The organism is Paenisporosarcina antarctica (assembly GCF_004367585.1).
Classification (GTDB): domain Bacteria; phylum Bacillota; class Bacilli; order Bacillales_A; family Planococcaceae; genus Paenisporosarcina; species Paenisporosarcina antarctica.
On record NZ_CP038015.1, the window covers coordinates 2948261 to 2975260 of the forward strand.

Genomic DNA, 27000 nt, shown 5'->3' on the forward strand with positions numbered 1-27000 from the left:
TGAGACCGCCTTCCAGTAAATTACATGTAGATGATAACAATTAACACTGCTGCTAATACCAGTCGATATATTGCAAAAGGCGTTAACTTTACACGCGCAATTAATTTCAAGAAGAACTTAATGGATATTAGTGCAAAGACAAATGCACTTACAAATCCAACGATATAAAACGACAGATGATCGAGCTCAACATACTCCCAGTTTTTCAACAGGGATAAGAAACTAGCTCCGAACATGATAGGAACGGCCATAATGAACGTAAAATCAGCTGCTGTGCGGTGATTCATACCAAACAACACACCACCTGAAATGGTCGCACCTGAACGTGAAAATCCTGGCCATAATGAGAAACATTGCACAAGCCCTACAGAGAAAGCCTGCTTATATGTAATCTGATCCAACGTTTTCGTTTTTGGTACTTTCGGTCCGAATTTATCAGCCACAATCATTAATATTGCTCCGATGACTAATCCAACTAACACCGTTTCAACTGAAAACAAATGCTCATCAATAAAGTCCTCAAACAATAGACCTAACACTCCTGCTGGAATTAAACCTACAATGACATGTGATAATTTTAACTGAGACCCTGATGTTGTGCCTTTTAACTTATATAACCCTACTAAACTAAATAAACGTTTCCAAAAAACGACAATAACTGCAAAAATCGAGCCTAACTGAATGACAATTTTAAACGTATTTGCTGAATATTTACCGAGAAACTCAGATGTTCTTAACCACATATCATCAACAATAATTAAATGCCCAGTAGAAGAAATGGGAGCGAACTCCGTCATCCCTTCAACAAATCCTAATATTAACGCCTTAAGCAAATCAAATAGTTCCATAATATCTCCTTATGCTCTTGTTTTTCTAAATTGGACATACCACCAAATCGCGGCAAGTCCTCCTAATACAATCAATACGTACACAATATTTGAATAAACATCCATAACGCCAACGATTGATCCCCAATTATCCCCAACAGCCACTCCAACTGAAACTAAAATCGTATTCCAAATAAGTGTTCCTATGGTCGTAAATAACAAAAATAATCCGAATTTCATATTCGACATCCCGGCAGGAATTGAAATTAAACTACGAATTAAAGGAATCAAGCGACAAAATAATACCGTCCAAATTCCATACTTATCAAACCATGCATCAGCTTTATAAATATCTTTTCTCGTTAAACGTAAAACACGTCCATAGCGGTCCACGATTTTCTCTAATCGTTTTACATCTAGCTGTAAGCCAATACCGTAGAGAATAACGGCCCCAACTACAGAACCAGCAGTCGACACCAAAACAACACCTATTGGCGTCATAGCTGTTTGTGTCGTCATATATCCACCGAACGTCAAAATAACTTCAGATGGAATAGGAGGAAAAATATTTTCAAGCATAATGAGTAAAAATATACCTATGTAGCCGTACTGGCTCATTATATCAGTGATCCAGTTTTCCATGTCCAATCTCCACCTTCTATCGTACAACATTACTGTGCTTTACCCATGTTTATTTCTTCGAAAACCTGATAGTAATCGACCAAATCTCCGAGCGTGAACCTAACCGTATCGGAGGTCCCCAAAAACCAAATCCGGAAGACACAAAAGCATGCATTGACCCTTTAAGTTTATGTCCATGATCCAGCTCAAACAAGCGTCGCGTGAATAGATGATTCGGCCACATCTGACCACGATGTGTATGTCCTGAGACATGCACATCAACACCAAGCTGCGCAGGCGTATTTAAATTATAGGGCGTATGATCCATCACAAACCACGGTAGCTCTTCATTATCCGGCTTTAAACTTTCCAAAGACTTGCGCTTGCCATTTGTTGCATCTTCTCTACCCGATACATAGAACGCATCATCAATACAAATGGTTTCATCTAATAACATTTGTACGCCTGCTTCTTTCATCTCTTCTATTAAAAGCGGGATTTTCTTTCCATAATATTCATGATTTCCGACTACCCCATAGACACCATATGTCGTCTTTAACTGCCGCATGACAACTGACATCCCATCTTTGACAAACCAAATCGGATCATCATCCACTAAATCCCCTGCAAGTAGCACAATATCCGGCTGCTCTCCATTCGCCAAATTCACAAACCGCTGCAAGTGCTTTTTATTTGAAAGAAGACCTAAGTGGAAATCTGAACCTAGTACCACCTTTAACTCGCGATGGGAACTAGAATCTTTGTTCAGATGTATCGTTTTATAGCGAACAACTGGAGAAAATGCCATATATGTTCCTATGATAAAAATGGATAAAAAGACGATCGCAAGTACATTTCCTGCAATAAAAATCGTTTGCTGAGATGGCCATACTAAATAAACAATCGTTGTTATAGGAAACAAAATTACACCGTACTGCATCACGATAAACCAATACGACCCAATCATACTAAAATATTTTAGTCCATGACTGAACTTTCCAATGATGTAGCCAAATGCTAGTAGTGACCACAAAATGCCAAAGAAAACTGGGTGTATTGGCAAGTTCCATGTTAGAAGCCATTGATATGTGTTATAGCCTAAATAATAAACAAGTAGTGCATACATTGTTAGGATTAAAGTACCTATGCTAATTCTTTTCATGTTTTTAATTCACCTTTTCATCATGCGTTCGGTCATACCGGATAGTAAACGCTACTTTCACTTCAGATTTTGCTGGAACTGGCACAATCAATTGTATATCGCCATTTTTCCTTTTCCATTCATGTGTCGATTTAACCACATCAAAAATGCCATAACTTGTGCTGTGATTAATAATGAGCTCAATTAGCTGATCTTTTTGGTTACGAATTAGGTATTCGACTTCTTCAAATTCATAGCCATCTTTTTTGTATTCAGTAACGACTTCATTTTCCACTGTGATATCAAATGCTTCACCTGATTTAATGCGTACCAATTCACCCACTGCTGTATGTGGAATCGAGTCTTCACCAATGAATTCAGATGATCCATTTTTCGGATTTTCTTTGTATAGTTTGAATCTGCCTTTAGGAAGTGGGATCCCAAGTCCATTCGCCACATCATTCAAGAAAGTAAAGTAGACGGTTGGATGATCACTATATGAATCTACTTCATACTCCATCTTCGATTTAACTTGATTAGCAGATAGAAGCTGGACTTGCTTTTGTTGACGGTCTTTAACCGTCAATTTTTCTGGCAATGTGTATAAATGATAGTCCGCAAATGCTTGGTGTTCAGGTTCATATGTTTCGGCTTGTGAGTAGACGATATCCCTTTGCATGCGACGTGGTGCTCGATTCACAGTACCAGCCATTAGTTTTACCGTTGCGTCTTGATAGGTCAAGCCAGAGTTATTTTTCAAGGTCACCCACCCTGTCAAATCAAAATCATTGTCTCGAATTTGTGCTATATAATCAACATCCCAACTGAGTTCACGGGTTAAGTATGTGACTCGTGTATCTTCAGCTGTTTGTTCACGTATGCGCCATACAAGTGTGGGTTTTAGAATAAGTCCATCAGGTAATTCAGGCAAGCGCATTTCGCCTTCTGCGTCTAAAATAATTTCATTCGTTTGAAGGTCTTCGAGCACCAATCCATTTTGCGCGTTTAATAAACGATACGATTTTTCCACTCCTGTTTTCTTATCAACAAGCTTGATTTCACGTCCGACATACTTTTCAAGTAATTTAAATTTATCTACTAAATCATATTCATAGTTCAACTCAGCTACTTTTACACCTTTTACCTGTAGCGAATTTGGCTCAATCAGTTGTGGAACATCTAAATAATGTATGAGGTAATCTTCAGAAAGTAGAGGAATGGAGCGAATTTCTTGTACTAACGCGAAGCCGTCATTGTAAACAGTCAACGCTAAGTCTTTTGTTAAACTTGCAGGCATCATGGTCGGCATAAGTTCCGCCTCCTCATTGTTTTGGAAAGTATATCATGATATGCGTGATTTCTCATTGCAATACGTAGTGTTGATTTGGAGTTGAATTATTTCACTGTGTATATAGTGCTTCCCTTTGACGAGAGCCACAATTGCCACACAAATTGTCGATTTCATCAACACAACAATCTCTCGTGGGCTCGTTATAGAAATCAAGTGAACCATTGACTGTTAATGCAAAGAGGTTTCAGTACGCTCCGAACGAATCTTCTGCTGCACTGTAATCTAGGGAATAAAGAGTTGGGCTTGTGACTTCGTCACTCGCCCAACTCTATTTTTTAGATCATTTTGCGGCCGGGATTCGTCCTTCGCTCCCTTACAACCTAAGCGCGCACAGTTACGTTCGTTTGGTTTATTAGAGAATAGATACTTAACTATACCTAAAGATTCGGCCGAAGATACAATTTCGACCTCTTTCTGCTTACTTTATATTAGATCATTCTTTAAAGTAAATAAAGGCGTGCTAGTTAGAGACTAAACTTACTAAAGCCCAGTTAGCTTAATAACAAACTTCTTTAATCTTCTCTACTAATAACCGAACAAGAAAATCATAACCTTTGTCTCCAAAATGAAGTCCATCGTTTCTTATCCCTTTAAGTATTTTAGGATAGTCATCCAAAGCAATCATTATTGAAAAAAAATCGATGAAATGACTTCCAGTATCAACTGCTACTTGTTTAACTGCCGAAGCATAATCGAATAAGACTTCATTGGTTCTAGCAAATTGAACCTTTTCATCAACTGGGGCTGGTGATATTAAAATTGTTCTTTCAGGTTTAATCATTTGAGTGATTTTATAAATGTTATTTTTATAAGTTTCCAAATCTACCATTTTATGAACTGCTGCATCATTAGCACCAAACAATACTGTTACTAAATCAGGATTATATTTAATCACATCATTCTCAATTCTGGAAATAGCATCGATAGTGTTATTTCCTGATACACCAGCATTTATAAATTCAAAACCGTCCACTTGCTCAGCTAACTTTGTTGTTAGCATAGGCGTATCTAATCCTTCTTTTCTAGCCGTAATACTGTCCCCAAAACATACTAATTTAAGCATCTGACTTCTCCTAATACATTTTTTGTTTGTTCAACTTTACAGTATATAACTGTTCGTTAGTTGAACAAGCAACCGGATGATCCGTCCATAAAACCTCAGTAGGTTGACATAACACGGGGTTGAGGAAGTGGTCACCTTTATTACTCCATTAGAAACAGTACCTTTACATGGCAGCTTTTTTACTATTGTCTTTTTAAAATAAACCTTTGAGGAGGGCCGTATGCCTGTTCTCCTTGAAAGTAAGCTAATTTATTTGGTATGCAAGAAATTATAAACGGACTTCCAGATCAAATTAAACCTTCTAAAGCCTTCGTCAGTGGCAACTCTTCTCCATCTATATCACTTTCTAATGACGTCATTACATAGCACGTATTTCCTGCGCCTTGTTTTTTCAACAACTTCTCAATTTCTTTAGGGTCTGAATTGGGTGTAGGTATCTCAAACATAAATTCTGTACGAAGGAAATCGTTTCTTCTCCCAAAAACATCATTGCGTTTTTGGGGTGAAGAAAGTTCGAATAGAACTCTTTGTTGAATTCTTTTAACGAAAAATGATTTAACAATTGTTTCTTCAATTTGTTTATTCATCTAAATCCTCCACTCTTTAACTTCATCTTAAATACTACTCTATTGTGAGCATCACTTATTATACTAAGTTGTACCATAAGTAGAGAAGAAGTGAGATGATCTTATACAAAAAGCATGTTCTAATTACTGAACTAGATTGAATATTGCATGCACCTCAGGTTGACATAACCCCACGATTTGGAAGTATTCAACTACTAGGTTCATTTTAAAAAACTGCCATGTAAAAGGGAGATCACTGAAAAACTTGTATTTTTAAAATTTGTAATAGTGTTTAATTTGAAAAAGTCGACATTTCGTATTGATACTCTGATTCCTTCTGTAAAATCAAAATTCGTTTGAGGTTAACTGCGAATATGGTAATGGCTCCTTGCATCTGCATACCCGTGTCTATGTTTCAATTCACTATTTTTCGCTTCGATTTTATAGCGGGATTTCGCTTTTCCTCTTATGTTCTGTCGATTATATTTTCACAGAATAGGTCTTACTTTTAGCACCTTCTGTATAACACCCTTCACGAAACGGACCAACACATTCTGTTAGATTTTGAACAGATAAAGGAACCTCAATTTTTTAGATGAAAGAAAGTATATGTACAAGTGATTGAAGTGGAAGGCGGCGGTAAAAGCATGTGCTCCTGCGGTTACTCGTCGCAAAGATATTGGACGAATTACAGTTCGTCCAATATCTTTCCAGCGGGATCAGCGGGACAGGTGAGACCCCGCAGATCGCGAAGCGACCGAGGAGGCTCACCGTCCGCCTGAAACGGAAATCACCTATAAAATTATAAATGAATTACAACGCCTTTTAATACCAACAAAATCCTTTTATAGAATTTCTAATAATAATAAAAACACATCAATATGAAGTGATAACTTAATTCGGTTAAAACAGGTTTTATTATCCCGTATATTTCGGAATTAGTGATTTAAAACTGAACTGCTTAAACCAAAGGTGAGTCCTATATAGAAAGTGGTCACTAATCTCCTGCAGTAATCCTGCCCTCAAATTGTGGCTCTTATAACACGACACATTCTTGCGGGCCAGATACAGTAACATTCTATAACCCCATCTTCTTCGCAACAATTACTTTCATGATTTCATTGCTACCTGCGTAAATCGATGCAACTGGAATATCTCGATATCTTCTCGCAATTTTATATTCTTCCATATAGCCATATCCACCGTGTAATTGTAGGCATTCACCCGATATTTTCTTTGCCGTCTCGGTTAACCAATACTTAGCCATCGACACTTTTGAGACGATTTCTTTTCCTGCCAAATGATCTTCAATTAGTGATTCTAAAAAGGAATGCCCCAGTTCCACTTCTGTTGCCATTTCAACAAGCTTGAACTGTGTATTTTGAAAGGCTCCGATTGGTTTGCCAAATGCTTTTCGAGACTTTACATAGGTAAGTGTCATATCGACCATATCTTCAGAAGCGGTTTGAGCGGAAATCGCCACCATTAAACGCTCTTGTTGCAACTTCTCCATTAAATACGTAAAGCCTTTTCCTTCTTCACCTATTAGGTTGTCTACAGGCACTAGGCAATCTTCGAAAAATAGTTCAGCTGTATCTTGAGCATGCATACCTACTTTGTTCAATTTACGGCCACGTGTAAATCCAGGTGTTCCTTCTTCAATTATTAGAAGGCTAATCCCTCTATGTCTAGGCTCAGCTTTCGTTTCCGTTTTCACGGCAACAAGTATCAAATCACCATTTATACCATTGGTAATAAAGGTTTTTGATCCATTGACCACATAATGGTTTCCTTTTTTCTCCGCTGTCGTTTGAATAGCTGCTAAATCAGATCCCGCTCCTGGCTCTGTCATGGCAATTGCAGTAATATGTTGACCTGTGATGCATCCTGGTAACCAGCGAGATTTTTGTTCCTCCGTGCCATACGCTTCGATATACGGAACGACGATATCATTATGCAGTCCAACACCAGTTAAGCTTGCTCCAACACGTTCTAGTTCTTCACCTATAATGACTGCGTAGCGAAAATCAGTCTCAAGTCCACCATACACTTCTTTTACTTGAGGACATAAATACCCCATTTCCCCTAGCTTTCTCCAAAAAGATTTAGGAATCAAGCGGTCTTCTTCCCATTTTTCATATTGCGGAACTGCTTCTTTGTCTAAATACTTGCGAAGGGACTTGCGAAACATGACATGTTCATCTGTTTCAAATCGATATTTCCCCATTAAAATTCCTCCTTATTTTGCTTGCATACGTATCGCGCCATCTAAACGAATTACTTCCCCATTTAGCATTGGATTGGTTAAAATGCTTTCAACTAATTGTGCATATTCACTTGGTTTGCCTAATCGATTTGGGAAAGGTACAGAACTTGATAGTGCCGTTCGAGCTGGTTCTGGTAATCCTGCGAAAAGCGGCGTTTCAACAAGACCAGGCGCAATAGCCATGACGCGAATACCGTCTCTCGCAAATTCACGGGCAATCGGTAAGGTCATCCCTACAACTCCACCTTTTGAAGCACTATAAGCTGCTTGACCTATTTGTCCTTCAAATGCTGCGACTGAAGCAGTATTAATGATGACTCCTCGCTCCCCTTCTTCATTTGGGTCGTTTTGTTGCATAGCATGAACTGCAACGCGCAATACATTAAATGTGCCGATTAAGTTTACTTGAATGACTTGCTCAAAGCGCTCAAGTGCGAGTGGTCCTTTTTTCGACACTACTTTTCCTGGTGTGGCAATTCCTGCACAACTAACTAACAAATTTAATTTGCCAAAATGCTCGACTACTGATGCTACATTTCCTTCGACTTGCAGCGCATCGGTGACATTCGTTTGAAAGTAAGCCACTGACTCGCTTCCTAATTCTTGGACAAGTGCATGCCCGCGAACTTCATTCAAATCAAAAATAGCTACTTTTCCACCTTGTGCTACTAGACGACGAGTTGTTGCTTCTCCAAGTCCAGATGCACCTCCGGTTACAATGGCGATTACTTCAGATGTCTTCATACAATTCCCTCCGATTCTGACAATCTCTCAATGATTGTTGCGTTGGCCATGCCCATGCCTTCACAAATCGCAAGAAGTCCATAGCGGCCTTGAGTTCGTTCAAGTTCATGCAGTAATGTCACAAGTAATTTCGTACCTGTTGCCCCTAGTGGATGACCAAGTGCTATGGCCCCACCATTGCGATTTAATTTTGCCGGATCTGCTCCTATGTCTTTTAACCATGCAAGTGGAACTGGAGCGAATGCTTCATTTACTTCATAAACGTCCATATCTTCTATTGTTAAGTGTGCTTTTTCCAACACTTTTTGAGTAGCCGCAATCGGACCAGTGAGCATTAACGTTGGATCGGAGCCAACAACAACGCGTGTATGAATGCGTGCACGTGCTGTTAAACCTAGTTCCTGAGCTTTTTCACGTGACATTAACAGCACTGCTGAAGCCCCATCACTCATTTGACTGGCATTGCCAGCTGTAACTCGTCCATTTGCATCAAATACCGTTTTTAATCCAAGCAGAGTTTCTAGGGAAGTTCCCGCTCTTGGACCTTCATCTACCGAAAACATCTCAGTCGTTCCATCTTCTTTCGTCACTTCAATTGGTACGATTTCTTTTTCAAATCGTCCTTCCGCAATCGCTTGAAAAGCACGTTCATGACTTTGAACAGAAAATGCATCTAACTGTTCACGAGATAAATCCCATTGTTCTGCAATCCGTTCAGCAGATAATCCTTGATTAATGATTTCATATGAGTCTAGTAATTTTTTACTAGGTTTGGCCTCACCCATATTTGACATCATAGGTACACGTGTCATGCTTTCCACACCACCAGCAATCACGATATCCATGTCACCACAAGCAATGGCTTGCGCAGCAAAATGAACCGCTTGTTGACTAGAACCACATTGTCGATCAATTGTGGTGCCAGGCACTTTTGTTGGAAATCCAGCAATAAGTCCGGCTGTTCTTGCGATATTGCCACCTTGTTCCCCTACTTGTGAAACACAACCCAAAATAATATCATCTACATCACCTTTTTCAATCCCCACGCGTTCAATTAATTTTTCTAATACAGTAGCGGCTAATTCATCCGGTCTCATATGCGTGAACTTTCCTTTTCTTCGTCCAATTGCCGTACGTATTCCGTCTATAATCACGACTTCTGTCATCGTTACACCCCTTTTACTTAAATTGAATGAATATTCACTTACTACTAGTTTACCGAAAATTAATGTAATTTTCTACCTTCTTCTTAGAATCTTCTACATCTTAGGTCTTAGTAAAAGATGCATTCCTAGACCGTTTGGCAATTTAATAAGAATTGGTACGATAAGGGTACAACTTGAAAGGAGAGACAAACACATGAAAAAATTTGGTTTAATCGTACTCGGTGTGATCGCAGGAATTGTAGCACTTGTCAATTTAGGATCGCTGCTTGGACTTGCACTATCTGCATTATTGGTTATCGCAGGTATGCATTTCTATTTAAAAGGAGGATCTACTTTATCAAAAGCATTTTGGATAGCCGTTGGAATTGTTGGACTATTATCAGCTATTGCTAACGTACCTGGTTTCTTCGGAATTCTAGCGATTGTCGGATTATGGTATGTCATTCGAAAATGGAAACAACAACCGCTTATTATTCCAACTCTTACAACTACGTCATCAACAGACCCATTCACAAACTTTGAAAAACAGTGGAACGAACTAAACAAATAAGGAGGCAACACACATGACAACATTATGGAAACGATTCAAATACACAATTAACGCAGACCTGCACAACGCATTTGACAAAAAGGAACAAGAAAACCCCATTGCCATGTTAAATCAATATGTTCGCGAGGCAGAAAAACAAACTGAACAAACAGGTAAATGGATCGAAAGACAATCCCAACTAAAAGGACAACTTGAAAAAGAACTTCTAGAAGCACAAGAAATGCTGAAAAAACGTACAACACAATTGGAGCTTGCACACCAAACAAGTGAAGGTGAATTAATTGATTTTGCTCAAGCAGAAGTTGCAGCCTATGCCAATCGAACGGATGTATTACAAGCTAGTATCTTGCGTACGACTGAAGAATTATTTGGACTTGAACAGAAATATGAGGAAATGAAACATAAAGTGAAAGATATGAAAGTACGTCAGCTACAATTGATGGGCAAAGAAAACGTCACTCGAGCTCATCACCAAATGGACAAAATGTTACAACCAGAATCATCAAAGAATGCGGACAAACGTTTAGTCGCTTTTGATGAAATGGAACAGTATATTGAACGTCTTGGTCAACGCATTGAAAAACAACATGATGTATCTTCGATGGAACGTCGTTTAGAGATGTTAGAAAAAAAGGAAGAACCTAAACAGGAAATTGTGTAAACTAGAAAGATACGCGGAGAAGACTCGTCTTCTCCATTTTTCAAATTGACTAAAAAAGACAAATAACACTTATTCTACGAAATCATATGTCAAGCAGAGTGGCGCTTTACGCTTTTCTTTATGGCTAGCTACAAGCGCCAGCTAGCACCTCAGCTTCAGGACCTCATACGAAAGCAAGCTTTCGAATCGGTCCTTCCAGCGCCGGTGTCAAGCTAGAGTGGCGCTTTACGCTTTTCTTAGAACCCGCTACGACAAAGGAGGAATCGCTATGCAACGAATACCAACAGATCGCATTACATTTTGGCTATTATCTGCCCTACTACTCGTATTTGTAGAGGTCATGTTCTTTCATAATGGAAGCGTGTTATTCGTTCTTTTTGGTGTCGGGTTAATTTATATCAGTTTGCGGAGAAAAAGCCGCTTATTTTTTTGGAGCGGTGTTGTTTTTTTAGGAATTGCCCTACTTTCCATGTGGAGCTTACGACTATTTATCGTTGCAACCTTAGTCTATATTTTAGTACGCCTATGGAAAGGCGATGAAACACAACAAATTATAGAACCATTTCTCGGTGATGATTTAGAAACGCCAAATGCAATCATTCAAAATAAACTCTTTTCGATTCAAAGTACACCTTTTCAAGCATATGAATGGCAAGATGTTCATGTACAAGGTTTTTACGGAAACATCACGATTGATGCAACGCAAACGGTTTTACCAAAAGGTTCGTCTCTTGTTTCAGTTCGACAAGGTATTGGGAAAATCCGAATTGCTGTTCCTTATGAAATTCCAGTTCGAATTCATTACACAACGTTACTTGGAGATGCTTTACTATTTGGTGCCAGTAAAAAACGGTTATGGAATCAATCACTTGTTCTTCAAAATGGTTATAACGAAGCCCAAGGAAGCGCATCTTCCGAACTGATCATCGCAGTATCTACTTGGCTTGGGGATGTTGAGGTGATTCGTAAATGAGCGGATTTATCGGTCGAACCTTATTATTATTTTCACTTTTAGTCGCTGTACTAGTTCCTTTATTAACCTACTTATTGGGTTGGCCATCATACGAGACATGGCAACCCCTTTGGTTAATTGAAGAAGCGAATTTACCCATTGCTATTTGGGTAGGAATCATCCTACTTGGAATTAGTATGGGTGTTGCCATTTCAACTACTCAACTGGCTAGAAAAAGAGAGCGCACCATTGAACGCTATTTACAAGCTACCATTAATGCGGAGCAACAACATGACAATCTTACTGTCCCTGTGGTTTCCTCAAAGTTAAACAAAACACTGGGAGAAGTAACGATATTAATTACTACTCAAAAGAAAAGCCTGCAAAGAATGTCGGACGAACGTGCTGAAGGTGAAGATAAACGAATTCAAGAACGTATTATACAAGAACGTCAGCGCTTAGCACGCGAACTTCATGATTCCGTGTCTCAACAGTTATTTGCAGCTTCCATGTTGTTATCGTCAATCACGGAACAGCAAGAAAGTAGCGGTGAAGTCGTTTCCAAACCATTGGCACAAGCTGAGAAAATAGTTCAACAAGCACAACTTGAAATGCGTGCCCTACTTCTACACTTACGTCCAGCAGCACTTCATAACAAGTCATTAACTCAAGGTCTCGAAGAATTACTATTTGAGTTGCAACAAAAAGTTCATTTCACCATCCGTTTCCGTCTAGAAGATGTATCCCTTTCAAAGGGTGCGGAAGATCACTTATTCCGTATCGCGCAAGAAACGTTATCAAATACATTGCGTCATGCAAATGCCAGTGAAGTCGATATTTTATTAGTAGAACGGGACGGACTTGCGATTTTCCGCGTTCAAGATAACGGTGTAGGTTTTATAAAAGACGATGATGGCAATGCAGGTTCTTATGGCTTACATCACATTCAAGAACGAGCGATTGAAATGGGCGGAACGAGTAAAATTGTTTCCGTTCCTTCCCAAGGAACCATTGTAGAAGTAAAAGTACCTGTTGAGAAAAGGGATGAAGTAGATGATAAGAATCGTACTAGTGGATGATCATGAAATGGTTAGAATAGGTGTATCTGCATACCTTCAAGCACAAGCAGACATGGAAGTGATCGGTGAAGCAGTGAATGGGAAAGATGCAGTGGATTTAGTACTCTCGCTTCGTCCTGATATCGTGTTGATGGATATGGTCATGCCGATTATGAATGGTGCTGAAGCCACGAAAGAAATCATTGCGCAGTGGCCACAAGCAAAAATCATGATTGTCACAAGTTTCCTAGACGACGACAAAGTCTATCCCGCTTTAGAGGCAGGTGCTGTCAGCTATGTTATGAAAACATCGAAAGCAAAACAAATTGCAGATGCCATTCGCCAAACATTAAATGGGCAAGCAGTTTTAGAACCTGAAGTTACAAACAAAATGATGAAACGTATGCGCCAAGGACAAGATCGCCCTCTTCACGAAGAGTTAACGGATCGAGAACATGAAATTTTATTATTAATGGCTAAAGGCCGGAGCAATCAAGATATTGCCGATGAATTGTTTATCGCTTTAAAAACTGTCAAAACGCATGTAAGTAATATATTGTCGAAACTCCAAGTTCAAGATCGAACTCAAGCAGTCGTCTATGCTTTCCAACAAGGATTAGTGCCTAAAAGTTAACCAACCTCGCCAACGCGAAGTTGGTTTTTTTTAAAACTCCATATCGCTTGTGATTTGCAGTGATTTTTCTGCATCTGCAAGCGTTTATCTTCATTTCACTGGGTGACGGTGTAGTTTAATCCTGTTCATTTTGATTTAATCCCGTTTATGGTTGATTTAATCCCGTTGGATCGCAGTTTATTCCGTTTCAAATTAATTTAATCCCGTTCAAACATGTTATATTCCTGTTCACCCTATTTCCTCCTAAAATTCTTTATGTATAAACCTGCAAATTTTACACGTAAAAAAGAGTAGCTTTTGACAGCTATCTGTCAAAAACCACTCCTATCAAACTCTCATTCTCCAGCTGTTATTTTACCCAATCCCAAAATAAGTCCTGCATGTACTCCTTCATGCCAAATCACAAACTGAATGACAGCATCTACTGTTTCCATATCATGAAGCTTCCCAATTTTCATAACCTCCGGCATATCCTGATCGAGTTTACCTGTTAAGAATTCTGTTACGCGAGTTGGTTGTTGTGCTAGAGCCGACAATAATTCTTCCTTCGTTGGAGGATCAAGCGTCCAATCAGCCGGCTTTGTACCACCTTTAAAAAATTGAGCCCATTCTGGATGAACTGGCTCATATGTCGGGATTCCTTTTTTAACTAATGATTCCATTGTCGTAAAAATGTGTCCCACATTCCAACGAATCGTATTGTTAAATCCTTGTGGTTGTATGTCCCATTGTTCTTCATGAATAGCTTGTAAGCGACCTTGTGTGTATATTCGTGCGAAGTTTAATTGACCTAATGTCTCCATATTTTGTCTCCTCATTGATTCAGTATGAATTTAGCCTATCTGAATTTCACCCAAAAGGATACAGAAATAAAAGAAAAATGCAAAACGTCATATTGCTTACAAAGTTTAAAAGTGTACATCGAAAAAATCATATGTAATCTAAAAAGATCAGGTATTGTCCCTGACCTTTATTAATAATCTCTTATTCAAATGCCACATTATGTTGAGCTGAATCTTGGTTTGTCCATGTGATAATTGTTCCAGGAGCCACGGTTATACTTTCTTCACTAAAATTATAATCGGCAATATCGAGCGCTAATTCACCAGAAGTTGAAGCGCCTTCTTGCACAATCACTGTCATTTTCATCACTGGATGTGGTGCACAAAAAATGGGGAATTCTCCAACTTCATTAAAAACAAAGCTTGTCATTTCACCTTTTGCTAAGAGTGGTGAAGCTTCTCCTTTTTTAGCTTCAGCTGCATCTGTAACCGGCTGTGCTTCGCTAGACTCTTTTTCAGTTGCTTCTTCTTCAGATGCCTCTTCCTCAACTGCCTCTTCTTCTACTGCTTCTTCATCTGTAGCCTGTTCTTCAGACATATCCATCTCTTCTTCAACAGGCTCATTACCTACAGGTTGTGCTTCTTCTTCCCCACATGCAGCTAACACTAGCATGCCTCCAAGAAGTAATACCCCTAATTTGGTATTCAAATAAATCCCATCCTCTCATATTCATTTCCTAGCTAACGAAAGAACATGAGAAATAGTTTACATTAGACAAAAAAAGCAGCAACCCCTTGTTATTGGAGTTGCTGCTTCCCATATTTACGGTCGGAATGGATCATCTTTAGGTTTGGTACTATTCCAACTATCGTGTGCGTCTTTGTTAAATGAAGACCCCTCATTTGGTTGGGCTTCATCAACTGGGTTCACATCTTTTTCGGTTCTAATTTCATCCGCATGTGCTGAGAATCCATATAAACTTTTTTCTGCGTCTTTGTCACTTTTGAACGTATCTTTAAATGAATCTTTCATTGTTTCTTTTTCAGTTTCATAGTTTTCTTTTGACACCTCAGCATTTTGAATACTCTTTTCCATTTTACTTAAATAACGGGCTGCATGATCGCGTCCACCTAGGCCGAATGCTAGACCGAATGCTAATGCAACGCCACCTAAGATTAGGATAAACGCAGAGTTAATGATTGAAGCTGCAATGCCTAATTGATCTAATGCCATAAAGATTGCGAATGCTAAAATCGCATATTTAGCTACGTAACGTAACACATGTGGTGTTCCTGATGAATGACTCATTACACTGCCCACTAATTGTTCCGCCATAGTTGCTAACCAGAAACCAACAGCTAAAATAATGATGGCAGCAATAACTGACGGCAAGTATGCAAAAATTCCAGTTGCTAACGTCACCATAAATTCAAGTTGTAGTAATTGTAAAGCCTCTACTACAAACAATAAAATTACGACAACCTGTACAACTGTTCCTACTAGTGAAGCAAAAGTAGGAGCTGCACCTGTTCCAGATTTGAAGCCCATTTTACCAAAAATGGAGTTTACACCAAGTTTTTCAAGTAATGAAACCACAATTGCCTTCACCCATTTAGCGGCAACTATTCCTACTAAAACTAGAACAATTGCAATAGCAATTCTCGGCAACATCGCTAGAACATCATTTAACATTCCTACTGCAGGACCAGATATTCCTTCTAAATTCAAAATTTCAAGAGCAGTGATTGAAACCGGAATCATAATTAATATGAAGGCAATGATTCCTACAACCCTCGATATGCTCGACCCTTCAAAGAATGATGAAATATTTAATCTCACAGCTAAGCGATCTGCTCCTGCTGATTGTAAAAACTTTTCTAATAAGTTACGAACTAATTTCGCAACAAACCAACCAATTATGAATACAACAGCTGCAGATACTAACTTCGGTATAAAGTTAAAGAAGCTCGCTAGCATCCCTTCAAATGGTCCACTTAAACCATCAATTCCTAGAGCATTTAATACTGCTGGAATGAAAAGCAAGAAAATAAGATAGTATGCAACGTTTGCTGCTGTATCCGTCCATTTTGCTTGCTCGGAAGGTTCCGGATCCATTCCGGTCTTCCCAACATACTTGTTTAAGTTCAGCTTGTTACCAGCCATTTGAATGACCTTTTTAACAACAGTAGCTAACACCCAAGCAAATAGTAAAATTAAACCAGCTTTCAAAATATTCAAGAAAGCGCTTGTTAAACCTGAATACATTGATACAAATGGCGCTGCCATAGTATTAAGGTTTAATATATTGAAGAATAAAACAAAAGCTAAGATTAATACGATTAAAAAGATTACCTTGCTAATAATTTTTTCGACTGTCCATTTTTCGTTTTTATTACCTAAACGCTCATTAACTCGTGCTTTACGCAAAACCTTGAACATAAGGTTTTCTAAGAACTTTGCCACAAAAAATCCAATTAATAATACCAATAAAGCTAGCAAAAGCTCTGGTAAAAACGAGAGCGTATCACTCCAATAATTCTGATCCATCATTGCATATCCCCCTTTGGAAGTTCTTGAATTTTTATAATTATGTAACTATTTATGTTTACCCTCTTCAATTCTTTTAAAACGCAACGACTACTTATTATTAATAAATATAGATAGAAACATAGCTTGTTCTTGTGTTTTTTTATACAGCTATGCAAAACTAAAAAACGAGAGGGAAAATAATATCCCTCTCGTTTTTTATATTATTTGAATGGAAACGGTGGCTTTAAATAAATCTCCGTCGACATCTATGCGCATTGATCCCCCATGTAAATCTACAATTGATTGGGCAATTGCTAGACCTAGTCCTGAACCTTCTGTATGGCGGGAAGTATCTGATCGTTTGAATCGCTCAAATAACTCATCAATATTGTCTCCAAGTTCATATTTCGTTACATTTTTCACGATAAATTGAGCACAGCCGTCTTCCTCTATTAATGCTACATAGACTCGCGTTCCAGGCATAGTGTATTTAATCGCATTGCCGATTAAATTATCAAGTACCCTCCACCATTTTTGTCCATCCACGTAAGCGAACAATTTTAGTTCTGGCGTTGTAATCCGGAAATCGAGACCTGATTTTTGAATATCTTCTTCGTGTTCAGCGAGTGCTTGTTGCATAAGTTGAGTTAAATCCACTCTTTGTTTATTAAGTTGCATATTTCCACTTGCCATTTTCGACACTTCAAACAAATCCTCGATTAAAGTTTTCAATCTTTGTGATTTGCGATCTAAAATATCTACATAAGACATACGTTCTTCTTCTGATAAATTAGGTTTCTTTAGTAAATCTGTATAGGTAATAATCGACGTTAATGGCGTTCTTAAATCATGACTAACATTCGTGATAAGCTCTGTTTTTAATCTTTCACTTTTTGCTTGCTCCGATTGCGACACTCGAACTCCTTCACGAAGTTTATTCAAATGTTTCGCGTGTTCAGCAAACACCGTTTTCCCACGAATGTTTACATCTCCAATTATTTGTCCTCTTGCCATTTGTTCAGTGGCTATAGCTAATTTATTGTAATCAGCTACACGTTTTAATAATAAATATAGGGTGGGTAAACTTACCAAGACGAATAATGGAGCATACACCAAAATCAGTATAGGTTGCATTACTACACCACCGAGCCCTAATCCAGATAAGAAAACTATAAACAATAGCATCACAAATTGTTTTCCTAAAGATCGTTTCAAAAACACATCATGCATTTTTAAATTTATTCTTTTAATCCTGCTAGTTTCCCAAAGTTCTTTAAGACTATTATTCTTAGCGTCATTGAACAACCAAATTAATTGAACTATTGTTAGGGTTAAAAAAGCTACTAAAAAGAGGTATAAAAAAAGGGTATTTACACTGTTTTCAAAATGATCATATCTCATTCCTTGTGTTAGCGGGAAATACGTATTGAGCAATCCTACTGAAGTGACTAAAATGCTCACAATGCGACCTTCAAAATTTAATTTTTTTACCCATTGAGGTGTCGAAACTAAAAGTATCTCATCTCTTCTCGTTGTGTATAACCAATAAGCTACCGCAGCCGATAGTAATCCTAAAATCCAAGACACTGTAAAAAGAGACTTATTTTGTTCATACTGACGAAATCCTTGGAGATGCTCATTTATCATCTTACTTTTAGGTATGATAATTTCTCCTGTAAATTGAGATGACTCGTCTCCCACTAATTCATTTAGATTATATATTGACAATGCTTGTAGTTCACTATTTTTTACTTCACTAAAGTCTTGATCCAAGGATGAAACAGTCAAATACCCATTATTATTACTAAATCCCCCCCTGTATGCTGCGTCTTCATTAACATCCCCAAATGTATATCTTTCACCTGTATCTACATTAGTTAAATCATAGGCTAGAGATTTTTGGCTTACTTTTGCTTTAGCAACAGCATTTGAGATCTTTGCGTCATATTTACGAAGCACTTCTTTTTTAGCAGATAATATTTTCTCTCTAACCGTTTTATCATCAGCAAAATTTGCTCGAATATCGGCGATTTTGGTGTCACGTTCCTTTACCATTTCTTCTTTTAATACCGCATTGTCATTTACTTCCGCATCGTTTATCATTTCTTGATATTGATCCTGAATTGATTGGATTTGATTCATTTGGGACCCGTTGAAATTTAAATATTCTTCAACCTCAAAAGGTTCAACTTGAAGATTCTCAATTTCCTTATCCACATCCAGTCGGCTTAATATAACCGGACCTATTTCTCGAATTTTATCTTCAAAAAACCAATAAAAATTTTCTGAATCATAGTATGAGCCACTAACGTACTTTGGGGCAAATGAAGTAAATATACTCAACGAAATTAAAACAATACTAATTAGTGCAAAGAACAACCATGTCATTTTCTTCATCAATTACACACCCCCTATAAAAATGCGCGCCAAACGCACCATCGTTGGATTGGAATGGAAGAAACCTTGTTCAAATAATTGTTGAATATAGGCATAACCATACATTAAACTGAGCATTCCTATAGCTAGTGACACAATGGAAACCCAATGAAAAGCATTACTTTTCGATTTTGTAGCCAATGCCCCACACCACCTTTACGTATCTCGGATTTTTTGGATCGCTTTCAATTTTTTCGCGAATTTTGCGGATATGAACAGCGACGATATTTTCCGCATTATAAGCTGGTTCCTTCCAAACACGTTCATAAATGTCCCCAATAGAAAACACTCGACCTGCATTGGTCATTAATAATTCAGTAATCCTGTATTCAATTGGTGTTAATTTGACCGATTCACCATCAACTGTTACGTCTTTTGCATCCATGTCTAATACCAGCCCATCTATTTCAATAGTTGATTTCTGTTCTTTAAAGGTGCCAAGGTGAACATAACGACGTAATTGTGATTTCACTCGTGCCATTAGTTCCATAGGATGAAACGGCTTGGTAACATAGTCATCAGCACCTACAGATAACCCATGTATTTTATCGGAGTCTTCAGCTTTGGCGCTTAACATAATGATTGGAATATTTCGCTCTGAACGAATCTTAAATGTCGCTTGAATGCCATCCAAATTTGGCATCATTATATCTAGCAAAATTAAATGGACTTCATTTGTTTCAAGTAACGTCAATGCTTCATAGCCGTCCGCAGCTTTTAACACGTGGTAGCCTTCATTTTTCAAATATATTTCAATGCCATCTCTAATGTCTTGATCGTCATCCGTTACAAGTACTGTGAATTGTGTCATCCGTTCCACCCCGCCTTACTACTTATAATACCAATTGTATCTGACAGTTCTTAACAAAATGTTACGATAAAAATGAAGAATTTCTTAAGAAAGGAAGTCACTTTCTGTTTAATGCGATTTAATCGGCTTCAACTAGGGGTTAATCGGCTTCATCTATTGTTTAATCGGCTTCAGACAATGTTTATTCGCCTTAATTCTCGATTTATTCGGCTTCAATTGTACTTCAATCCGTTTCGCCTATTTATTTCCATGATTTAACGATAAAAAGTGTCTCTACTTACAGAGACACTTTCCATTTATCTTATTTTCCCCATGCGCTTTCTTCCACTAAGTGTTAATACTATAATCCCACCAAGCAAAAGCGTAACACCGATCCAAGAAACTACACTTAACACTTCTCCTACTAAAAACACGCTTAGAACTGCAGCTGTCAAGGGTTCACCTAAAGATAATGTTACAGCTGATGAAGATGGAACTTTTTGAAGTCCTTTTAAATATAGAATATATGCAACACTCGTTGTCATAAAACCTAAATATAAAATGGTTATTATGTTCGCTGGTTCAGTAACCCATGAGCTATCAAAAATAAATAAAAAGGGCATTAATATTACTGCACTTATTGAAAAAGTCATAGCAACTGCTGGAATCGCTTCTACTTTTGCAAGTAACGCTTTACTAACAATTGTATAAATGGCAAATACAAATCCAGCTAGTAAAGATAAAGTTACCCCTAGAGGATTTACTGTAAGTGCATCTTTGTTTAAAAACAAGAGACTACATCCGATTACCGAGAGTGTCGTCGCCATTACCCAAGCACGAGACGGTCGCAATTTCAAGATGAACCACTCGATTAAACCAGAAAAAATCGGTGCACTCCCGATGGCAACGACTGTTCCAATAGCTATACCCGTAACTCGAACCGATGTAAAGAACAAGGGTTGAAATAAAGCCATACAGATAGCTGCAACAATCGTTGCTTTCCAAGGCCATGTTCGAAAATTGATTTTTTTCATAAGAATCATAATAAGTAATAATGAAAACCCACCAATGGCTAACCGAGATGCGCCAATGGTTAAAGGTTGTGCACTTTGAGGTAAATAGGTTTGAGCTGTTCCAGTTGTGCCCCATAACACAGCAGCTAGTAAAACAAGGAAGTAAGGAATCACCGTTTTCATAAAGTCACCTCAAGTAGTATATGAATTTACTTTACCATAATATATATATTGAGATACGGTAAATCGTAAACTATACTGAAGAATGAAGGAGTGTCGCCTATGTACTTAACAATAGAAGAAACTGCTATTTTTTTAAGCATGCCTGAACATCAAGTACGCCGATATGTAGTAGAAGGTCGTATTAAATCTGTCCATGATGGTGAGCAATATTTAATCAATCAAACACAATTTGACTTACACTTGGAACAAGTAGAAGAAGTAAAACGCCAAATTGATGAATGGCGTAACACACCTATTCCAGAGGACATTGATGTAAAAGATGAAGACTGAAAAGATGTACAGTAACCCAACACAATGAAAAAAAGAAAAAAGCAACCTATTCATCAATTTTCATCATAATGACAAATGGTGGTGTTTTTCATATGGATGAAGTCTTTAATAGGATGTGTGTGAAAATCTCAATTCAAAGTGTGTAGTAGGCAAATCTTACACTTCATATTAATTCCCAATTATTTCAATGTTTAAGACCCCATGAAAACAGGTATTAATGACTAGTAGTCATCTATTATAATTGGACTAATTTATTAAGTTCTACACACACTATTAGTACCAGGTCATTTGACAATGAGTACGAAGTTGCGTAGTGTGTAGCATTGTGTCACAAAATAAACAAGAGACTCGAGGCGGAAACATGAAGAAAATCACAAATGTATTTTGGATTGCTTTAGCACTTGTTGTTTTAGCAGTAGGATTTGGTGTAGTTGCACCTACTAGTTTTGAAACAGTTATTGGAAAACTGCAATCATTTATTACAACTAATTTCGGATGGTATTACTTAAGTGTTGTATCAATTATGGTAGTCTTCGTATTAATTATCATTGTTAGCCCATTCGGAAAAATCCGATTAGGAAAAGATAAAGATCGACCAGAATATTCTAGACTTACATGGTTCTCGATGTTATTTTCAGCAGGTATGGGAATTGGACTTGTGTTCTGGGGAGCTGCTGAACCGCTTTCTCATTATGCGATTAGTCCTGCAACCGCTGATCCAGGAACAAGAGAAGCTTTCCGTGAATCAATGCGTTACACGTTTTTCCATTGGGGATTACATGCATGGGCTATTTATGCGATAGTCGCTTTATCACTCGCTTATTTTCAGTTTAGAAAAGGAGAACCCGGGTTAATTTCAGCAACATTGAAGCCGATTTTCGGAGACAAAATGAACGGTCCTTGGGGCGTTCTAGTAGATGTTTTCGCTGTTTTTGCAACGGTTGTGGGTGTTGCCACAACACTTGGCTTTGGTGCTATTCAAATTAACGGTGGGTTATCTTACATTTTTGGTATCCCTAATGAATACTGGGTAAAAGTTGTCATTATTGCCATTGTTACTGTATTATTCTTAATTTCAGCTTCGACAGGATTAAGTAAAGGAATTAAATATTTGTCAAATACAAATATGGTTTTAGCAGTTACTTTATTAGTGTTGGTCGTTATACTTGGACCGACAGTATTAATTTTCAATATGTTTACAGACTCTCTCGGCACTTATATACAAGGAATTGTCCGAATGAGTTTAAGCGCTGCACCACTTGATGTTGGAAATCGTGAATGGATTAACGGCTGGACGATTTTCTACTGGGCTTGGTGGATTTCTTGGTCACCTTTCGTGGGAATATTTATTGCACGTGTATCAAAAGGGCGTACCATTCGAGAATTCTTAATTGGAGTACTTTTGGTTCCATCCATAATAAGTTTCTTCTGGTTCGCTGCATTTGGCACAACTGCAATTAATATTCAAGATAAAGTAACTGATTTAACTGGATTAAAAACGGAAGAAACGTTGTTTGCTGTTTTTAATGAATTGCCATTTTCAATGGTATTATCCGTTATTGCAGTTATTCTGATTTCTACTTTCTTTATCACTTCTGCGGATTCTGCAACATTTGTATTAGGTATGCAAACTACCAAAGGATCGTTAAATCCTTCTACTATGATAAAAGTTATATGGGGAGTTGCACAATCTTCCATTGCCATCATATTATTGTCTGCTGATGGTTTGAGTGCATTGCAAAGCTTGCTCATTGTCGCCGCCTTCCCGTTCTCCTTTATCATGGTGCTGATGATGTTCTCACTATACAAATCACTCTCTGATGAAGCGAAAAAAATGAAGATTACTAAATCATAAAGAAGATCCAAGCTCTCCGGTATTATGGAGTGCTTGGATTTTTTTATATTTAAAAGAAGTTAATCTATAAATTTGACTTACATTTGAAAGCTTTAACATTCAATAACCTTCCTTCGTTATAAGAAAGTTTTATACATTTTATATGAAATAGTAAGTAATTATATATATTAATTCAATTTTTTGAAACTTCAACCTACACTCAAACGTTTATAGAGTAATAGGTAAAAAGGAGTTGAGATTATAATTATTGCTTTATGGGTGTTCGGCGTCACACTATCAGGTTATATAATTGGATGTCTCCACGGTTCAAAAGTGGCGCAGTATTTTTCTGGGCTTAATGTGAAAGAACATGGACTTAAGAATTCAGGCGCTTCTAATGCAGCCCTCGTGTTGGGGTGGAAATATGGGGTACTTGTTGCGTTGTTTGATATCGGTAAGGGTATATTTGCCGTCTTATTGTTAGCCTATATTCTTTCGTCTACAGTTTTTTTGCTTGATCTACAAACTATTTTATTATTCTTAATAGGTGCGGCTGTAGTGATTGGTCATAATTGTCCTCTATGGATGAATTTCGATGGAGGCAAAGGAACTGCCTCTATAATAGGCATCATGTTTGGTCTTGATTGGAGAATGGGCTTAATCGGATTTACACTGTTAATCCTAGTAACTTTGATAACTAAATATTTACCAATAGGTGTTCTTTTTTTATACCTTACATTTTGTTCATATGCTATTTGGTTTACAGAAGGATTATTGCCATCTTTTATAGTACTATCTCTATTTATTTTAGCTCTTTGGACACATCGTGAAAATATTTTAAGAATAAAAGACGGAACAGAACCTCGAGCTACTTCTGTTCTCAAAAAGAAAAAAGCTTCATCCTCTGTTAATTATTGAGGATGAAGCTTCTTTATTTTGTTTCACGATGCAATGTCATTTTCTTTAGCCTTTTTGAATACTTCTTCATTTCAATTCGCTCAGGATTATTTCGTTTGTTTTTAGTAGTGATATAATTTTTATCTCCAGTTTCTGAACAAGCTAATGTGATATTTACTCTCATTATATTGAGAACCTCCAAATTCATAAACAGTAATGGTTACGCTTTAAATATATCACATTTTCTATTAGTAAGTCAATTGCTACTAATCAATATTCCGTGAACCGAATGAAAGTGCTAAACTAGTAATAGGTTTAACTATAAAGGGAGATGGAATTATGCAAGAAACATTAATTGAACGGCTCGTCCGCTATGCCAAAATAAATACACAATCAGACGCTGAAAGTACTACATGTCCTTCCACTCCTGGTCAATGGGATTTACTGTTTGAACTAGAAAAAGAATTAGCTTCTATTGGAATGGAAGATATCTCATTAGATGAGAATGGCTACTTATTTGCTACATTGCCTTCAAATACAGAAAATGAACTGCCGACAATAGGTTTTTTAGCTCATGTCGATACCGCAACAGATTATACAGGAAAAAATGTGAACCCTCTGCGCATCGATTGCTATAAAGGTGGAGATATTCGCCTAAACGATGAAACGGTTATGTCGCCAAACGACTTTCCTGAGCTTAACAATTACTTAGGACACACCTTAATTACAACGGATGGCACGACGTTACTTGGTGCTGACAATAAAGCGGGTATTGCTGAAATAATGACCGCAATGGAGTTTTTACTTAGTAATCCACATATTAAACACGGAAAACTTCGAATTGGTTTCACACCAGATGAAGAAATTGGTCGAGGTCCTCATAAATTTGATGTTGAAAAATTTGATGCAAAATACGCATACACTATGGATGGCGGACCTCTAGGGGAACTTCAATCTGAGAGTTTTAATGCTGCCAGTGCAAAAGTTAACACATATGGTACAAGTGTTCACCCAGGTTCTGCAAAAAACAAAATGGTCAATGCTTTAACAATTGCGATGATGTTTCAATCACATATGCCCGCTGATGAAGTTCCAGAAAAGACAGAGGGTTATGAAGGATTTATTCACTTAATGAATTTTAGCGGAGATGTTGAGGAAGCAAAATTATCTTACATTATTCGAGATTTTGACCGAAATAAATTCGCAGCAAAAAAAGGGTTGTTTGATGATATAGCTTCGAAAATTAAAGAACAATATGGCGAAAATGCGATTTCAGTTGAATTAAATGATCAATATTTCAACATGGGTGAAAAAATTGAACCTGTCAAAGAAATTTTAGACATTGCGCATGAAGCCATGACGAATCTATCAATTAAACCTTTAGTTCTACCAATTCGTGGAGGCACGGATGGTTCACAATTATCTTACATGGGCCTCCCTACTCCAAATATCTTTACAGGTGGCGAAAACTACCACGGAAAATATGAATACATTTCGGTTGATAACATGGAAAGAGCCACTAAAGTCATCATTGAGATGGTTCAATTGTTTGATAGACAAGCATAAGAAGGTGAAATGTTGAGAGAAATAGGTATTGGAGTTTTAGCATCCTTATTTTTTGCTGTGACGTTTATATTAAATCGTTCGATGGAATTATCCGGAGGAAGTTGGATGTGGAGTGCTTCTTTACGCTACTTCTTCATGGTTCCTTTCTTACTAGTTATTGTCATACTTCGAAGTGGTTTAAAACCCCTTTTAGTTGAGATGAAAAGCCGACCTGTCTCATGGTTTAGTTGGAGTTTTGTTGGTTTCGTATTGTTTTACGCACCTCTTACATATGCTGCGGCCTATGGTCCCGGCTGGCTAATTTCGGGAACATGGCAAGTAACAATTATTGCTGGTGTTTTATTAACCCCTTTATTTTTAATAACGATAAAAACTTCTGATGGGATACGGATAATTCGACATCAGATTCCTAAAGTTTCACTTGCGATATCCATGATGATATTAGTTGGAATTGTACTAATTCAAGTTCCTCATGCCAATGAAGTTTCGACTAGCACATTGTTACTTGGGACACTGCCCGTTGTTGTAGCAGCATTTGCTTACCCACTTGGCAATCGTAAAATGATGGAAGTATGCGGAGGAAGACTTGATACATTTAGCCGAGTATTAGGTATGACTTTGGCAACGATTCCAGTGTGGATCTTGCTTTCTTTGTATGCTTTTTGGACAGTCGGACTTCCTTCAATGATGCAAGTTTTTCAAAGTTTCATCGTCGGGGTCAGCTCAGGAGTAATTGCAACAACATTGTTTTTCATGGCAACAGATCGCGTTCGTAATCACCAGGGAAAACTCGCTGCTGTAGAAGCTACACTAGCCCTGCAAATCATATTTGTAATTATAGGTGAAATGATGTTACTTGGTCTCCCCTTGCCTGAACCTCTTGCATTTATTGGTTTAGCCATTACTGTAATTGGTATTTTTTTGCATAGTTTTTATACGAGAACCATTTAAGAAAAACAAGCAAGGTCCGTCGTATAGACAGACCTTGCTTGGTTTTTTATATTAGATTTTTTAATGAGTTCCGTTTGTATCTAAGATT

The 27000-nt window shown here is 37.7% G+C and carries 27 protein-coding genes and 1 pseudogene; 10 read left to right on the plus strand and 18 right to left on the minus strand.

Going from position 1 to position 27000, the window contains the following annotated elements; all coding sequences use genetic code 11:
• Positions 1 to 20 precede the first annotated feature (20 nt).
• From E2636_RS14195 to E2636_RS14240, 10 genes and pseudogenes are all read right to left on the minus strand, one after another.
• Positions 21 to 848 (minus strand): undecaprenyl-diphosphate phosphatase, encoded by an 828-nt coding sequence (locus E2636_RS14195; protein ID WP_134210785.1) that lies wholly within the window; start codon positions 846 to 848, stop codon positions 21 to 23.
• A 9-nt stretch (positions 849 to 857) separates the two neighbouring features.
• Complete coding sequence (locus E2636_RS14200; RefSeq protein WP_134210786.1) at positions 858 to 1469, minus strand: DedA family protein; 612 nt, start codon at positions 1467 to 1469, stop codon at positions 858 to 860.
• Between the two features lie 49 nt (positions 1470 to 1518).
• On the minus strand, positions 1519 to 2610 hold the full coding sequence (locus E2636_RS14205; protein WP_134210787.1) for a metallophosphoesterase: 1092 nt from the start codon (positions 2608 to 2610) through the stop codon (positions 1519 to 1521).
• Between the two features lie 4 nt (positions 2611 to 2614).
• A complete protein-coding gene (locus E2636_RS14210) occupies positions 2615 to 3898 on the minus strand; it encodes a DUF4139 domain-containing protein (RefSeq protein WP_134210788.1) in 1284 nt (427 codons plus the stop codon).
• Positions 3899 to 4436: 538 nt separating this feature from the next.
• On the minus strand, positions 4437 to 5003 hold the full coding sequence (locus tag E2636_RS14215) for an SGNH/GDSL hydrolase family protein (RefSeq protein ID WP_134210789.1): 567 nt from the start codon (positions 5001 to 5003) through the stop codon (positions 4437 to 4439).
• A gap of 287 nt (positions 5004 to 5290) precedes the next feature.
• Positions 5291 to 5590 carry a hypothetical protein gene (locus E2636_RS14220; RefSeq protein WP_243840654.1) on the minus strand — a complete coding sequence of 100 codons (300 nt, stop codon included), beginning with the start codon at positions 5588 to 5590 and terminating at the stop codon, positions 5291 to 5293.
• A gap of 271 nt (positions 5591 to 5861) precedes the next feature.
• Positions 5862 to 6112 (minus strand): annotated as a pseudogene (locus E2636_RS14225) (hypothetical protein); the annotation flags it as partial.
• A 535-nt stretch (positions 6113 to 6647) separates the two neighbouring features.
• Positions 6648 to 7796, minus strand: a complete 1149-nt coding sequence (locus tag E2636_RS14230; RefSeq protein WP_134210790.1) for an acyl-CoA dehydrogenase family protein — start codon at positions 7794 to 7796, stop codon at positions 6648 to 6650.
• Between the two features lie 12 nt (positions 7797 to 7808).
• Positions 7809 to 8579: a 3-hydroxyacyl-CoA dehydrogenase gene (locus tag E2636_RS14235; protein WP_134210791.1), complete on the minus strand. Its 771-nt coding sequence runs from the start codon at positions 8577 to 8579 to the stop codon at positions 7809 to 7811.
• Positions 8576 to 9745, minus strand: coding sequence for a thiolase family protein (locus E2636_RS14240; RefSeq protein WP_134210792.1), 1170 nt, complete (start codon positions 9743 to 9745; stop codon positions 8576 to 8578). Before E2636_RS14240 ends, E2636_RS14235 begins: the two co-directional genes overlap by 4 nt.
• 193 nt (positions 9746 to 9938) lie before the next feature.
• Here E2636_RS14240 and E2636_RS14245 point away from each other — a divergent pair, with 193 nt between their 5' ends.
• The 5 genes from E2636_RS14245 to E2636_RS14265 all read left to right on the plus strand — a co-directional run bounded on the left by E2636_RS14245 (position 9939) and on the right by E2636_RS14265 (position 13600).
• Positions 9939 to 10295 (plus strand): lmo0954 family membrane protein, encoded by a 357-nt coding sequence (locus E2636_RS14245; protein ID WP_134210793.1) that lies wholly within the window; start codon positions 9939 to 9941, stop codon positions 10293 to 10295.
• A 13-nt stretch (positions 10296 to 10308) separates the two neighbouring features.
• Positions 10309 to 10956: a PspA/IM30 family protein gene (locus tag E2636_RS14250; protein ID WP_134210794.1), complete on the plus strand. Its 648-nt coding sequence runs from the start codon at positions 10309 to 10311 to the stop codon at positions 10954 to 10956.
• A 268-nt stretch (positions 10957 to 11224) separates the two neighbouring features.
• Complete coding sequence (gene liaF / locus E2636_RS14255; RefSeq protein ID WP_134210795.1) at positions 11225 to 11929, plus strand: cell wall-active antibiotics response protein LiaF; 705 nt, start codon at positions 11225 to 11227, stop codon at positions 11927 to 11929.
• Positions 11926 to 12987: a sensor histidine kinase gene (locus E2636_RS14260; protein ID WP_134210796.1), complete on the plus strand. Its 1062-nt coding sequence runs from the start codon at positions 11926 to 11928 to the stop codon at positions 12985 to 12987. The genes liaF and E2636_RS14260 overlap by 4 nt, the downstream gene beginning before the upstream one ends.
• Positions 12962 to 13600 (plus strand): response regulator transcription factor, encoded by a 639-nt coding sequence (locus tag E2636_RS14265; protein WP_134210797.1) that lies wholly within the window; start codon positions 12962 to 12964, stop codon positions 13598 to 13600. The genes E2636_RS14260 and E2636_RS14265 overlap by 26 nt, the downstream gene beginning before the upstream one ends.
• A 335-nt stretch (positions 13601 to 13935) precedes the next feature.
• Here the strand turns inward: E2636_RS14265 and E2636_RS14270 are convergent, their stop codons facing one another.
• The 7 genes from E2636_RS14270 to E2636_RS14295 all read right to left on the minus strand — a co-directional run bounded on the left by E2636_RS14270 (position 13936) and on the right by E2636_RS14295 (position 21334).
• Entirely contained in the window at positions 13936 to 14403 is a 468-nt protein-coding gene (locus tag E2636_RS14270; RefSeq protein ID WP_134210798.1) for a DinB family protein, read from the minus strand.
• Between the two features lie 181 nt (positions 14404 to 14584).
• A complete protein-coding gene (locus E2636_RS14275; RefSeq protein ID WP_134210799.1) occupies positions 14585 to 15091 on the minus strand; it encodes a plastocyanin/azurin family copper-binding protein in 507 nt (168 codons plus the stop codon).
• A gap of 114 nt (positions 15092 to 15205) precedes the next feature.
• Positions 15206 to 16933 (minus strand): mechanosensitive ion channel, encoded by a 1728-nt coding sequence (locus tag E2636_RS14280; RefSeq protein ID WP_134210800.1) that lies wholly within the window; start codon positions 16931 to 16933, stop codon positions 15206 to 15208.
• 195 nt (positions 16934 to 17128) lie between these two features.
• Complete coding sequence (locus E2636_RS14285; RefSeq protein ID WP_243840655.1) at positions 17129 to 19309, minus strand: histidine kinase dimerization/phospho-acceptor domain-containing protein; 2181 nt, start codon at positions 19307 to 19309, stop codon at positions 17129 to 17131.
• Positions 19310 to 19312: 3 nt separating this feature from the next.
• Positions 19313 to 19489, minus strand: a complete 177-nt coding sequence (locus E2636_RS19055) for a hypothetical protein (protein ID WP_017381798.1) — start codon at positions 19487 to 19489, stop codon at positions 19313 to 19315.
• Positions 19467 to 20159, minus strand: coding sequence for a response regulator transcription factor (locus tag E2636_RS14290; protein ID WP_134210802.1), 693 nt, complete (start codon positions 20157 to 20159; stop codon positions 19467 to 19469). Before E2636_RS14290 ends, E2636_RS19055 begins: the two co-directional genes overlap by 23 nt.
• A gap of 296 nt (positions 20160 to 20455) precedes the next feature.
• Positions 20456 to 21334: an EamA family transporter gene (locus E2636_RS14295; protein WP_134210803.1), complete on the minus strand. Its 879-nt coding sequence runs from the start codon at positions 21332 to 21334 to the stop codon at positions 20456 to 20458.
• Positions 21335 to 21433: 99 nt separating this feature from the next.
• Between E2636_RS14295 and E2636_RS14300 the strand changes: the two genes are divergently transcribed.
• The 3 genes from E2636_RS14300 to E2636_RS14310 all read left to right on the plus strand — a co-directional run bounded on the left by E2636_RS14300 (position 21434) and on the right by E2636_RS14310 (position 24416).
• On the plus strand, positions 21434 to 21664 hold the full coding sequence (locus E2636_RS14300) for an excisionase family DNA-binding protein (protein ID WP_134210804.1): 231 nt from the start codon (positions 21434 to 21436) through the stop codon (positions 21662 to 21664).
• A gap of 361 nt (positions 21665 to 22025) precedes the next feature.
• Entirely contained in the window at positions 22026 to 23519 is a 1494-nt protein-coding gene (locus E2636_RS14305) for a glycine betaine uptake BCCT transporter (RefSeq protein ID WP_134210805.1), read from the plus strand.
• Positions 23520 to 23777: 258 nt separating this feature from the next.
• Positions 23778 to 24416, plus strand: coding sequence for a glycerol-3-phosphate acyltransferase (locus E2636_RS14310; RefSeq protein WP_243840656.1), 639 nt, complete (start codon positions 23778 to 23780; stop codon positions 24414 to 24416).
• A gap of 13 nt (positions 24417 to 24429) precedes the next feature.
• Here the strand turns inward: E2636_RS14310 and rpmG are convergent, their stop codons facing one another.
• Positions 24430 to 24579 carry a 50S ribosomal protein L33 gene (gene rpmG, locus E2636_RS14315; protein WP_017381788.1) on the minus strand — a complete coding sequence of 50 codons (150 nt, stop codon included), beginning with the start codon at positions 24577 to 24579 and terminating at the stop codon, positions 24430 to 24432.
• A 155-nt stretch (positions 24580 to 24734) separates the two neighbouring features.
• Here rpmG and pepT point away from each other — a divergent pair, with 155 nt between their 5' ends.
• Together pepT and E2636_RS14325 are read left to right on the plus strand one after the other, a co-directional pair.
• A complete protein-coding gene (gene pepT, locus E2636_RS14320; protein WP_134210806.1) occupies positions 24735 to 25961 on the plus strand; it encodes a peptidase T in 1227 nt (408 codons plus the stop codon).
• A gap of 12 nt (positions 25962 to 25973) precedes the next feature.
• A complete protein-coding gene (locus tag E2636_RS14325) occupies positions 25974 to 26912 on the plus strand; it encodes a DMT family transporter (RefSeq protein ID WP_134210807.1) in 939 nt (312 codons plus the stop codon).
• The last annotated feature ends 88 nt before the right edge of the window (positions 26913 to 27000 follow it).